The following is an 11,804-nucleotide window of genomic DNA, read 5'->3' as shown; positions in this document are numbered from 1 at the left end:
CGCCCCTCTCGGGGCGGGCCGTTTCCCGTTCCGGGCGAACCGGTGGCCGTTCCGTGGCGTCTGGTGGAGAGTTGTCCCTCCGGGGCGATCAAGGACAGCGGCATGGCGGCGTGGGCGGCGCGGACGATGCGGGCAGTGCGGACGATGCGGACGAGGCAGGCAGTGCGGGCGGCGGGGACGGGAGGCGGTCTCCGGTGACGGAGAGGTACACCAACAACGTCACCGGCAGCCCCCGCATCGTGGTGCAGACGGGGAAGCACGAGGGTCCTCTCAACATCACCGTGCCGTCGGCCGACGACGTCGGGCTGCCGCCGGACCGTCCGGCGGTGCCGGCGCTCGTGGCGAGCGTGCTGCTCGGGGGCCTGGGGGCCTTCCTGGCCATGCTGCCCGGATGGGCGGGGCTGCTCGGCGTGCTGCTCGTCGTGGCCGGGCTCCAGCTCGCGGGGAGCGGCGCGTACTGGATCTGGCGGTCCCGCCGGGCCAGGACGGCGGTCGCCGAGGACCGGCTGACCGCGCGGGCCGAGGCGCTGCGCGACAGCGTCCGCGGCCTCTACGAGGCGGAACTGGAGCAGGCGGGCGCGGACGCCCGCAGCGCGATCGCCGTCCGGTGGAGTGTGCCGGACGGGGTCCGGCAGGCGGCGGGGGCCGGGGACTTCCTGCGCGACGGCGCGTTCTCGCAGGCCGCGGAGCTGATCCAGAGCGTCGGGTCGCGGCGGCTGGTGGTCCTCGGCGGTCCGGGCGCGGGCAAGTCGGTGTTCGCGACCGCGCTGGCCGCGCGGTTCGCGGACGCCGAACCGGACGGCCCGGTCCCCGTCGTGGTGCCGCTCGCGGGCTGGGTCCCGGCCCGCGAACGGCTGCTGGCCTGGGCGGCGCGCCGCGTCGCCGCCGCTCACCCCGAGCTCGGACGGTCCGTCGCGGACGCCCGGCTGGTGGCCTCCGGGCTGCTGCGCGCCCGCCGCGTCCTGCTCGTGCTGGACGGCCTGGACGAGATCCCGGCGAAGGCGCGCGCGACGGCGCTGGAGGAGCTGAACCGTCCCGGATCGGCGCGGCTGCCGATGGTCCTGACCAGCCGTCCGCAGGAGTACGCCGACGCGGTGCGGGACGCCGGGGTGCTGCCCGCGGACGCGGCCGTGGTGGAGCTCCGGCCGCTGGTCACGGGCCAGATCACGGCGTCGCTGCCGCTCGCCGACGCCAGCCCCGACCCGGACGCCCGGTGGCGGCCGGTGCTGGCCGCGCTGGAGGCGGACGAGGCCGGGCCGCTCGCGGAGGCGCTGGCGTCGCCGCTGATGGTGGGGCTCGCGCGCGCCGCGTACGCGCGGGCGTCCGACGATCCCGCCGAACTGCTCGGCCTGCGCGACGCGGCGGCCGTGGAGAACCGGCTGCTGGAGCGGTTCGTCCCGGCCGCGTACGCCGACCGGGACGAGACGGGCCGCGCGGAGGCGCGCCGCTGGGTCGGCTTCCTCGCCTGGCACCTGCGCGAGAACGACGAGAACGACCTGGAGTGGTGGCGGCTGGACGAGGCGGTCCCGGCCGCCGTCCGCGCGCTCGGACCCGCGTCCGCGCTGGTCGCGGCCGGTGCCGCGGTCTGGGCGCTCGGCTACCGGATCCCGCACCGGTTCTGGGTGGCGCGGGACGTCGCGCCGCACGCGGAGTCGGTCGCGGCCTGGGCGCTGTTCCCGATCCTCGCCTACCTGGGCATCGTGACGTGGTCGCAGGTCGCGCGCGAGGGGTGGTTGATGCCGCCGCAGCGCCTGCGAGCCCCGCGCGAGGTGCGGCACGCGCTGCGGCGGCGCAGGCTGGAGAAGCAGGAGAGCGGCGCGGCGGGCAACGCGCCGGGCGGTGCGGGGCCGGGCAGGTTCTTCGCGATGCCCGGCGTCGCGGTGCTGCTCACCGCTCTCGGGATCTGGCTGGACGGTCCGCTCGGCCGGTTCGTCGCGGCGTCCCTGGTGCTGGCGGGTGTGATCGTCCTCGGCCGGTTCGCGTGGTGGTTCAGCGTCGCGTCCGAGCCCGCGGAGGAGTCCGGTCCGCCCGGGATGCTGCGCGCGGACCGGCGCGCCGCGCTCGCGCTCGGCTGGGACCACGTGCTGGGGCAGGCGTGGCCGCTGCCGCTCCTGCTGGGCACGCCGTTCCTGCTGGCGCTGCGCTGGGAGGACCGGCTGGAGCCCGCGCCGCTCGTCCTGGCGTTCGTCCTGACGCTGGCCGTCCTCTGGTTCGGCGGGATCACGCTGTCCGCGTGGGGCCGGTTCCGGGTCGCGCACGCCTGGCTGACGCTGCGCGGCCGGACCCCGCACGACCTCATGGCCTTCCTGGAGGACGCGCGGAGGCGCGGCGTCCTGCGGCGGTCGGGCGGCGGGTACCGGTTCCGGCACGGCGCGCTCCGCGACCGGATGGCCGAGCGGTACGTGGCCGAGACGGGGCGTGCGCCGCGTCCGCCGACCGGGCCCCAACTGCTGGCGGAGTGGCAGTCCATGCTCGCGATGCAGGCGCTGTGCCTGCTGATGCTGTACCTGTGCGCGCTGCCCGGCATGGACGGCGGACACGTCGTCGGGTTCGTCCGCTGGTTCCGGGCGCCTCCGGAGACGGCCGACCGCGCCGCCTGCGAGGCGCTCCGCAGGGAGGTCCGCGCCCTGGTCGCCGTCCCGCTGGAGGCGGGCGGCGGACGGTCCGGCTGCGCGTACGTGGAGGGCGACCCGCTGCGTCCCGCGGTCAGGGTCTCGCTGGACGTCGCCAGCGATCCCGGGATGCCCGACGTGAGCCAGCAGGGCCAGAACGCGCCGACTCCGAACAGCCCGCCGAAGCTCGCGTCCGCCACCGCCCGGGAGGCGTCGGCGGGGGCGGTCCTGTCGTCGCAGGACTACACGCTGGGGATCAGGTCGGAGGTCTCCGACGCCCGGATGGGCGACCGGGCGCTGTACCTCCTCGACCGGGCACTGCGGGCCTCCTCGCACTACGAGCCGAGGACGTTCCCGTGGCCGGGGCCGCTTCCGCCGCCGTCCGACGAGCGGTTCCGGCTCTACGACGCGCGGCGTCCGGCGCGGACCGTCACCGGCCCGGCGTGGACGGCGGGGGACTGGACGCGGCTGTGGGCGCTGCCGGGCCTCGGGTTCGCCTTCCGCGGGCCGGTGTTCGAGCAGTGCGTCCGGAGCGGCGAGCGCTGGTACTGCGTGCGTCCGGAGGACCGGCCGGACGGGCGGCGGACCGGCCCGTTCCAGCTGGAGGTCGGGCAGCGGCCGTGCTCCGGCCCGTGCCCGCCGCCCGCCGGGGCCGGCTGGCGGCGGAGCGACGCGTCCACCTGGTACGCCGAGCGGTGGGACGGACACGCCTACACGCTCGACGTCCATGCCGTCCGCGCGGGGAAGTCCCTGGAGGTCCGCGTCGCGACCACCGACACGCGCGCGGACGTGGCGCGCAAGACCGTCAACGACATATCCGCCCAGGCGGCCCGGTAAGCGCTCCCTTTAGGGTGGCGGCATGTTCGCTGTCACGGCCACGAGCCTCGATGCAGACAAGCCCCTGGACGGCCTCACCCTCGGCGAGCGCCCGGAACCCGCCGTCCCGGACGGCTGGACGACGGTCACGGTCCGGGCCGCCGCGCTCAACCACCACGACCTGTGGTCGCTGCGCGGCGTCGGCCTCGCCGCCGACCGGCTCCCGATGATCCTCGGCTGCGACGCGTCCGGGGTGGACGAGGACGGCAACGAGGTCATCGTCCACTCGGTGATCGGCGACCCGGCGCGCGGCGGCGGCGACGAGACCCTGGACCCGAAGCGCACGCTGCTGTCGGAGTCTTACCCGGGGACGTTCGCCGAGCGGGTCGCGGTGCCGCGCCGCAACCTGGTGCCCAAGCCCGCGGAGCTGTCCTTCGAGGAGGCGGCGTGCCTGCCCACCTCGTGGCTGACCGCCTACCGGATGCTGTTCGACCGGGCCGACCTGGAGCCCGGCGCGTCCGTCCTGGTGCAGGGCGCGGGCGGCGGCGTCGCGACCGCGCTCATCTCGCTCGCCTCGGCGGCGGGCTACCGGGTGTACGCGACGAGCCGCAGCGAGGCCAAGCGCCGGCGCGCGGTGGAGATCGGCGCGGACGAGGCGTTCGAGCCGGGCGCGCGGCTGCCCGAGCGGGTGGACGCGGTGATGGAGACCGTCGGCCAGGCCACCTGGTCGCACTCGCTGAAGTCGCTGCGTCCGGGCGGCCGGATCGTGGTGTCGGGCGCGACCAGCGGCCAGGTGCCCCCGGCCGAGCTGAACCGGGTGTTCTTCCTGCAGCTGTCGGTGGTCGGCTCCACGATGGGCACCCGCGACCAGCTCGAACGGCTCGCCCGGTTCCTGGTGAAGACCGGCGTGCGCCCGCCGGTCGACCGCGTCCTGCCGCTGCGCGAGGCACGCGAGGGCTTCGCCGCGATGGCCGGCGGCGACCTCTTCGGAAAGGTCGTCTTCACCGTCTGAGCCGCCACCCGCCGGGCCGCCTAGGGACGCCGTTCCCGCCCGTCCGCGATTTCCGCATGCGCACGCAACCTAGATGCTCTAGTTTACAACCTAGCAACCCTAGGAAGGAAGAGCGCATGCGCAGCGGAACGATCGACGTGCCGGGAGCGAGGCTGTACCACGAGGTGCGCGGGGAGGGGCCGGTGCTGCTCGCGCTGCCCGGCGGCCCGGGCGACGCCGCCGTCTACGACGGCCTGGCGGACGTCCTGTCGGACCGGTTCACCTTCGTCACCCTCGACCCGCGCGGCTACTCGCGCAGCGTCGTGGACGTGCGCGCCGAGCACACGGTCGAGGTGGCGGCCGACGACGCCCACCGGCTGCTGCTCCACCTCGGGGCGCGGGACGCCCTGGTCTTCGGCGGCAGCGCCGGGGCGATCGTCGGGATGGAACTGCTCGCGCGGCACCCGGAGACCGTCCGGCGGCTGGTGGCGCACGAGCCGCCCGCCTTCGCCGTCCTGCCGGACGCCGACGAGCACCGCGCCATGACCGACGAGGTGGTCGCCGCCCTGGAGTCCGACGGCCCCATGGCGGCGTTCGGCCGGTTCGCGGCGGCCATCGGCGACGTCATGGAGCCGCGGGAGATGCCGCAGACCGAGCGCGTCCGGTCGATGCTGGAACGCCAGACCGCGAACGCGCCGCTGATGCTGCGGTACGAACTGCGCTCGTACACCACGTCCCACCAGCCGGACGTCGAGGCCCTGCGCCCCCTCGCCGACCGGATCGTCCTCGGGGTGGGGGAGCGGACGGGCGACAACCTCCCGTCCCGCCCCGCACGCGTCCTCGCCGACCAAATCGGCTGCGACCTGCGCCTCTTCCCCGGCGCCCACAACGGCCCCACCGCCCGCCCAGAAACCTTCGCCGCCCACCTCATCACCGCGTTCGGCCTCTGAGGTCGGCGTCAGCCCAGCGCGGTGGTGCCGCGGATCATGCCGCGCTGGGGTCGGCGCCGCGAAGGATGTACACGTCGTCGCCAAAGACGGCGTTGACCTGCAGTTCACCACCGAGAGCCCGGACGTAGCGGGCAATGGCCTCGACGGTCGCGACCTCGCCCCGCTCGATCTGCGAGACGCGGCCCTTGGTCACGCCCATGCGTTCGGCGACGTCCGTCTGCGTCAGTTCCAGCGCCTTCCGGCGCTCGGCGAGCCGATACCCGTCGATGTACGCCTGAACGCGCTTGCCGGCCTCGGCCACGGCCTCCTCGCCCCCGGCCGCCGCCACGGCCTCCGCACGGAGGTCACTCCACTTCTCGAAACCGGTCACTCCCGCCCCTCCATCTCGGCTCGGCGTTCTGCGAGGTACTGCTCGAACAACTCCTCGGCCTCCGGGACGGCCCGCCGATACCAGGCGTTCCAGTCGCCGGACTTGTCCCCGCCGACCAGAAGGATCGCCGCCCGCCACGGGTCGAAGACAAAGAGGATCCTGACCGCGGAGTTCCCGGCTGATCCGGGACGCAACTCCTTCAGGTTGTGGATCCGGGAGCCTTTGATCCTGTCCACCAGCGGACGGCCGAGGCCGGGCCCCTCCTCGGCGAGCCGGTCGAGCGACCAGATGATCTGCTGTCGGGTCGGTTCGTCCTGGACGTCGAACCAGAGGCGCCATTCCGTTGTGACTCTGATCTCCCACTCCTCCATCTGCAGGAGTTTAGGAATAACTATACTTCGGCCGTGGGAACTTCGCCAGATTGCGTGGTGCTGTCGTTGCGTTGTGTGACAGCCGGGGGTGCGTGGAGCCTGTCCGGCGTCCGCACCTGGTCGCGGGGATGAAAAAAGCCCCGGAACCGTGGGTGGTTTCGGGGCTCTGGTGGGGGGCGGGGTTACGGGTCGCGGTGGAAGAGGGTGGTGCGGAGGCGGTCGCGGGTCTCGGCGAGGAGGGCCTCGGCGGCGGCCAGGTCGGCCTCGTCGAGGGAGGAGTCGGCGGCGTCGCGGCGGACGTCCTCCACGAAGCGGCGCATCAGTCGCTCCAGCTTGAGGCGGGCGACGTCGTCGCGGGAGCCGGTGACGTTGCGCCACGCGTCCTCCCAGTTGAGGCGCCACTCCTCCTTCCACGCCTCCTTCTGCTCGCGCCAGTACTCCTTCTGGCGGCCGGTGGCCTCCTTCCAGTGCTCCTTCTGGCGGCGCCACTCGTCCTTCTGCTGCCGGGACGTCTCCTTCCACGCCTCCTTGGACGCGGCGTTGGCCGGGTCGCGCATGGTGCGGGCGGCGGCGGTCAGCTCCTCGCGCAGCGACCGGACGGTCTCCCGGACGTCCTGCCGCACCTCGCGGGCGAACTCCTGCGCGGACGCGGTGATCTCGTCCTCCAGTTCGGCCAGCTCGTCCATCCGCCGCTCCAGTTCGGCGCGGCCCTTGTCGGTGAGCGAGTAGACCTTCTTGCCCTTGACGACCTCGTGGCTGACCAGGCCCTCGGACTCCAACCGGGCCAGGCGCGGGTAGATCGTGCCGGGGGACGGCGAGTACACGCCGAGGAAGCGGTCCTGGAGCAGCCGGATCACCTCGTAGCCGTGCCGCGGGGACTCCTCCAGCAGCTTGAGCAGGTACAGCCGGAGGCGGCCATGGCCGAAGACGGGGCTCAACTCGACTCCTTCAGTCTTCCAGGGCGTCGTGGGCGGGGCGCGACAGCAGCGTCACGTCGCCCGAGACGGTGGTCACGACGAGCTTGCCCGCGCCGTCGCCGAGCTTCCCCGACAGCGTGCGGGCGAGGGCGCGGTCCTGGGCCGCGAGGCCGGGGAAGGACGCCTCGACGCGGCCGGCTCCGGAACTGAGCTGGACGCGGGCCGAGGCGGGTTCGGCCAGCCGGACGGTCACCGCCCCCGCGCCGGACTGGATCTCGGCCGAGCCGTCGCCGCGCAGGGCCAGGTCGGCGGAGATCCGGCCGCTGACCGAGCGGGCCGTCAGCCGGTCCAGGGCGCCGTCCGCGAGGACGAGCTCGCCCGACGCCGAGACGAAGTCGACGGTGCCCGTGAGGCCCTGCGCCTCGACGTCGCCGGAGACGGTGTTCGCCTGGACCCGGCCGACGACGTCGTGCAGCGTCACGTCGCCGGTCGCCGAGCGCACCGTGGTCCTGGCGGCGATGCCGCTGACCACGGCGTCCGCCGAGACGACGTTGAGGGCGACGGGGCAGTCCGGCGGGACGGTCACCGTGACGACCGCGCTCGCCTTCTGGGTGCGCAGCCAGCTCAGCACGCCGTCGATCAGCTTCTCGTGCCGGACCGTCAGCATCCCGGCCTCATGCGCGACCTCCAGCGGCGGCCCCTCGACGCCGGACACGTGGACGGTCGGACGCCCCGTCCCGGCGACCACCGAGACGCTCCCGGCGATCAGCGTGACGCGCAGCGCCACGACCCCGTCGAACTCCAGCGTGGTCGGTTCGTCGATCGTCCACCGCGGCATCGCGCCTCAACCTCCGTCCGAGCGGCCATCCTGCGGACCTCTGTGACTCAACACGATATGTCGCGTTGATCGAAAGTCAAGATGTATCGCGTTTCTTTCCGGCGGAGCCCCCGCGGGACGCGGCGCGCCGCCGCCTCGGCATACCCCGCCGGGACGCGGTGTCACCCGCCTCCGGCGACCGGGGAGGAGCGGGGGCCGGGAACGGTCACTCGTCGTCGGGATCGTCGTCGTCCAGCCGGGCCATCCACGTGGCCAGCCGCTCGACCGGCGTCTCGAACTCCGGGTTCAGGTCCACGAACTCGCGCAGCCGCTCGGCCAGCCAGTGGAAGCTCACCGACTCCTCGCCGCGCCGCTCCGCCAGTTCCTCGATGCCCCGATCGGTGAAGTACATGATCCTCCGTCCCGACACGGGAGGGGGTCCCGGCGCAGCCGCGCCGGGACCCCCTCGTCGTGCCGTGCTCTTCCGCTACTTGTCGCCGAACGCGCGGCCGAGCAGCGCCTCCTGCTCGGCCTGGTGCAGCTTGGCCGAGCCGACCGCCGGGGAGGACGACGCCGGGCGCGACACCCGGGTCATCCGCAGCCCGTCGATCAGGTGCGGCAGCTTCAGCGCCATGAACGGCCAGGCGCCCATGTTCGCCGGCTCGTCCTGGACCCAGACGACCTCGGCGTCCGAGGGGTACTTGGCCAGCTCGGCCTTGATCTCCTCGGCCGGGGCCGGGTACAGCCGCTCGACCCGCACGACCGCCACGTCGTCGCGGCCCAGCTTCTCGCGCTGCGCCACCACGTCGTAGTAGATCTTGCCCGTGGTGAGCAGGACCCGCCGCACCTTCGCCGGGTCGATCCCCGGGTTCGCGTCCGGGATGACCGGCTGGAACGCGCCCTCGGTGATCTCCGACACCGCGGACGTGGCCGCCTTCAGCCGCAGCAGCGACTTCGGCGTGAACACGATGAGCGGCTTGCCCCGGCCGGACAGCACCTGCCAGCGCAGCAGGTGGAAGTAGTTCGCCGGGGTGGTCGGGTAGGCGACCGTCATGTTGTCCTGCGCGCACAGCTGCAGGTAGCGCTCGATGCGCGCGGACGAGTGGTCCGGCCCCTGGCCCTCGTAGCCGTGCGGCAGCAGCAGGACGACGCTGGAGCGCTGCCCCCACTTCTGCTCGCCGGACGAGATGTACTCGTCCACGACCGACTGGGCGCCGTTGGCGAAGTCGCCGAACTGGGCCTCCCACGCGACCAGCGCGTCCGGGCGGGTCATCGAGTAGCCGTACTCGAAGCCCATGGCCGCGTACTCGCTGAGCAGCGAGTCGTGCACGTAGAACTTCGAGGTGCCCTGGCCGAACTGCTTGAGCGGCGTGTACTCCTCACCGGTCTTGCGGTCGACCAGCACCGCGTGCCGCTGGCCGAAGGTGCCGCGCCGGGAGTCCTGGCCGACCAGCCGGACCGGGTGCCCGTCGATGAGCAGCGACCCGAAGGCCATCAGCTCGCCGGTCGCCCAGTCGATCGCGTTGTCGTCGACCGACTGCACGCGGCGCTGCAGGATCGGCTGCAGGCGCGGGTGCACCGAGAAGCCCTCCGGCAGCGTCACCTGGGAGGCGATCAGCCGCTTGACCGTCTCGGCGGAGATCGCCGACCCGGCCGCGCCGTGGTCGATCGGGATGATCTCCTCGACGTCCGGCTTGACGACCGCGCCCGGCTCCAGCGGCTTCTTGGCCGCCTCGCGGGTCTCGGTGAACGCGCGCTCCAGCTGCTCCTGGTAGTCGCGCAGCGCCGCCTCGGCCTCCTCGACCGTGATGTCGCCGCGGCCGATCAGGGCCTCGGTGTAGAGCTTGCGCACCGACCGCTTGGCGTCGATCAGGTCGTACATCAGCGGCTGGGTGAACGAGGGGTTGTCCGACTCGTTGTGGCCCCGGCGCCGGTAGCAGATCATGTCGATGACGACGTCCTTCTTGAACGTCTGGCGGTACTCGAACGCGAGCCTCGCCACCCGGGCGCACGCCTCGGGGTCGTCGCCGTTCACGTGGAAGATCGGCGCCTGGATCATCCGGGCCACGTCGGTGGCGTACACGCTGGACCGCGAGTACTCCGGCGCGGTGGTGAAGCCGACCTGGTTGTTGACCACCACGTGCACGGTGCCGCCGGTGCGGTAGCCGCGCAGCTGCGACAGGTTCAGGGTCTCGGCGACCACGCCCTGGCCGGCGAACGCGGCGTCGCCGTGGATCAGGATCGGCAGGATGGTGAAGCCGGCCTCGCCGACGTCCAGCAGGTCCTGCTTGGCGCGGACGACGCCCTCCAGCACCGGGTCGACCGTCTCCAGGTGGGACGGGTTGGCGACCAGCTCGGTGTGGATGGTGGAGCCGTCGGCGCCGGTGAAGTCGCCCTGCGCGCCCAGGTGGTACTTGACGTCGCCGGAGCCCTGCGCGGACCGCGGGTCGAGGTTGCCCTCGAACTCGCCGAAGATCTGCCCGTAGGACTTGCCGATGATGTTGGCGAGCACGTTCAGCCGGCCGCGGTGCGCCATGCCGACGACGACCTCGTCCAGCCGCTCGGTCGCGGCGGCGGAGATCACCGAGTCGAGCAGCGGGATCAGCGACTCGCCGCCCTCCAGCGAGAACCGCTTCTGGCCGACGTACTTGGTCTGCAGGAACGTCTCGAACGCCTCGGCGCTGTTCAGCCGCCGCAGGATGTGCAGCTGCTCCTCGCGGTTCGGCTTGTCGTGCGGGACCTCGACGCGCTCCTGGATCCAGGCGCGCTCCTCCGGGTCCTGGATGTGCATGTACTCGATGCCGATGGTGCGGCAGTAGGCCATGCGCAGCACGCCGAGGATGTCGCGCAGCTTCATGGTCGGCTTGCCGCCGAACCCGCCGGTCGCGAACTCGCGCTCCAGGTCCCACAGGGTGAGGCCGTGCTGGAGGATGTCCAGGTCCGGGTGGCGGCGCTGGGTGTACTCCAGCGGGTCGGTGTCGGCCATCAGGTGGCCGCGGACCCGGTAGGCGTGGATCAGCTCGTGGACGCGCGCGACCTTGGCCACGTCGTCCTCGTGCGTGGCCGAGATGTCCTTGACCCAGCGCACCGGCTCGTACGGGATGCGCAGGGCGGCGAAGATCTCGTCGTAGAAGCCGTCCTCGCCCAGCAGCAGCTGGTGGATCCGGCGCAGGAAGTCGCCGGACTGGGCGCCCTGGATGATCCGGTGGTCGTACGTCGAGGTCAGCGTCATGACCTTGCTGATCCCCATGCGCGCGAGGGTCTCCTCGGACGCGCCGGAGAACTCGGCCGGGTACTCCATGGCCCCGACGCCGATGATCGTGCCCTGGCCCGGCATGAGCCGCGGCACCGAGTGGACGGTGCCGATGGTGCCGGGGTTGGTCAGCGAGATCGTGGTGCCCTGGAAGTCGTCCAGCGTCAGCTTGTTGCCGCGCGCCTTGCGGACGATCTCCTCGTAGGCCGCCCAGAACTGGCGGAAGTCGAGGGTCTCGGCCGCCTTCACCGACGGGACGACCAGCTGCCGGGTACCGTCCGGCTTCTGCAGGTCGATCGCCAGGCCGAAGTTCACGTGCTCCGGCCGGATCAGGGTCGGCTTGCCGTCGACCTCGGCGTAGGCGTGGTTCATCTCCGGCATCGCGGCCATCGCCTTGACGATGGCGAACCCGATGAGGTGGGTGAACGAGACCTTGCCGCCGCGCCCGCGCTTGAGGTGGTTGTTGATGACGATGCGGTTGTCGATCAACAGCTTGGCGGGCACCGCGCGCACGGACGTGGCCGTCGGGACCGACAGGCTCAGGTCCATGTTCTGGGCCGTGCGCGCCGCCACGCCGCGCAGCTTCTCCTGCTCGCCCGGGGGGACGGGCGGGGCGGCGGGCTTGGCCGCCTTCTTGGCGTCCGCCTTCTTGGCGTCAGCGCCGGCCGGGGCCTTCGGCGCCGGGGCCGCCGTCGGCGGCGCGGCCT

At 73.1% G+C, this 11,804-nt stretch carries 9 protein-coding genes; 3 read left to right on the top strand and 6 right to left on the bottom strand.

What is annotated here, in order from left to right; translation table 11 throughout:
• Positions 1-194 precede the first annotated feature (194 nt).
• The 3 genes from DZF91_RS34345 (at position 195) to DZF91_RS34335 (ending at position 5,369) form a co-directional block, all read left to right on the top strand.
• On the top strand, positions 195-3,449 hold the full coding sequence (locus DZF91_RS34345) for an NACHT domain-containing protein (protein WP_117361208.1): 3,255 nt from the start codon (positions 195-197) through the stop codon (positions 3,447-3,449).
• Positions 3,450-3,471: 22 nt separating this feature from the next.
• Positions 3,472-4,440: a zinc-binding dehydrogenase gene (locus DZF91_RS34340; RefSeq protein ID WP_117361207.1), complete on the top strand. Its 969-nt coding sequence runs from the start codon at positions 3,472-3,474 to the stop codon at positions 4,438-4,440.
• A gap of 116 nt (positions 4,441-4,556) precedes the next feature.
• On the top strand, positions 4,557-5,369 hold the full coding sequence (locus DZF91_RS34335; protein ID WP_117361206.1) for an alpha/beta fold hydrolase: 813 nt from the start codon (positions 4,557-4,559) through the stop codon (positions 5,367-5,369).
• 34 nt (positions 5,370-5,403) lie between these two features.
• Here the strand turns inward: DZF91_RS34335 and DZF91_RS34330 are convergent, their stop codons facing one another.
• From DZF91_RS34330 to DZF91_RS34305, 6 genes are all read right to left on the bottom strand, one after another.
• Positions 5,404-5,739 (bottom strand): helix-turn-helix domain-containing protein, encoded by a 336-nt coding sequence (locus tag DZF91_RS34330; protein WP_117361205.1) that lies wholly within the window; start codon positions 5,737-5,739, stop codon positions 5,404-5,406.
• Positions 5,736-6,110, bottom strand: a complete 375-nt coding sequence (locus DZF91_RS34325) for a type II toxin-antitoxin system RelE/ParE family toxin (RefSeq protein WP_117361204.1) — start codon at positions 6,108-6,110, stop codon at positions 5,736-5,738. The genes DZF91_RS34330 and DZF91_RS34325 overlap by 4 nt, the downstream gene beginning before the upstream one ends.
• A gap of 182 nt (positions 6,111-6,292) precedes the next feature.
• Complete coding sequence (locus DZF91_RS34320) at positions 6,293-7,048, bottom strand: PadR family transcriptional regulator (protein ID WP_117361203.1); 756 nt, start codon at positions 7,046-7,048, stop codon at positions 6,293-6,295.
• 10 nt (positions 7,049-7,058) lie between these two features.
• A complete protein-coding gene (locus tag DZF91_RS34315; RefSeq protein ID WP_117361201.1) occupies positions 7,059-7,865 on the bottom strand; it encodes a DUF4097 family beta strand repeat-containing protein in 807 nt (268 codons plus the stop codon).
• A gap of 205 nt (positions 7,866-8,070) precedes the next feature.
• Entirely contained in the window at positions 8,071-8,256 is a 186-nt protein-coding gene (locus DZF91_RS34310) for a DUF6104 family protein (protein WP_117361200.1), read from the bottom strand.
• Positions 8,257-8,331: 75 nt separating this feature from the next.
• The coding region (locus DZF91_RS34305; protein WP_117361199.1) for a multifunctional oxoglutarate decarboxylase/oxoglutarate dehydrogenase thiamine pyrophosphate-binding subunit/dihydrolipoyllysine-residue succinyltransferase subunit at positions 8,332-11,804 on the bottom strand (3,473 nt) is incomplete at its 5' end.

Origin of the sequence: Actinomadura logoneensis (assembly GCF_003428695.1) — a bacterium.
Taxonomy (GTDB): Bacteria; Actinomycetota; Actinomycetes; order Streptosporangiales; family Streptosporangiaceae; genus Spirillospora; species Spirillospora logoneensis.
Note: the sequence above shows the minus strand (reverse complement) of the source record. Positions and strands in the feature narration are given on the sequence as shown.

Coding starts and splice junctions, on each gene's coding strand:
- DZF91_RS34340 (WP_117361207.1), top strand. CDS start 3,472: ATGTTCGCTGTCACGGCCACGAGCCTCGATGCAGACAAGCCCCTGGAC.
- DZF91_RS34335 (WP_117361206.1), top strand. CDS start 4,557: ATGCGCAGCGGAACGATCGACGTGCCGGGAGCGAGGCTGTACCACGAG.
- DZF91_RS34325 (WP_117361204.1), bottom strand. CDS start 6,110: ATGGAGGAGTGGGAGATCAGAGTCACAACGGAATGGCGCCTCTGGTTC.
- DZF91_RS34315 (WP_117361201.1), bottom strand. CDS start 7,865: ATGCCGCGGTGGACGATCGACGAACCGACCACGCTGGAGTTCGACGGG.
- DZF91_RS34310 (WP_117361200.1), bottom strand. CDS start 8,256: ATGTACTTCACCGATCGGGGCATCGAGGAACTGGCGGAGCGGCGCGGC.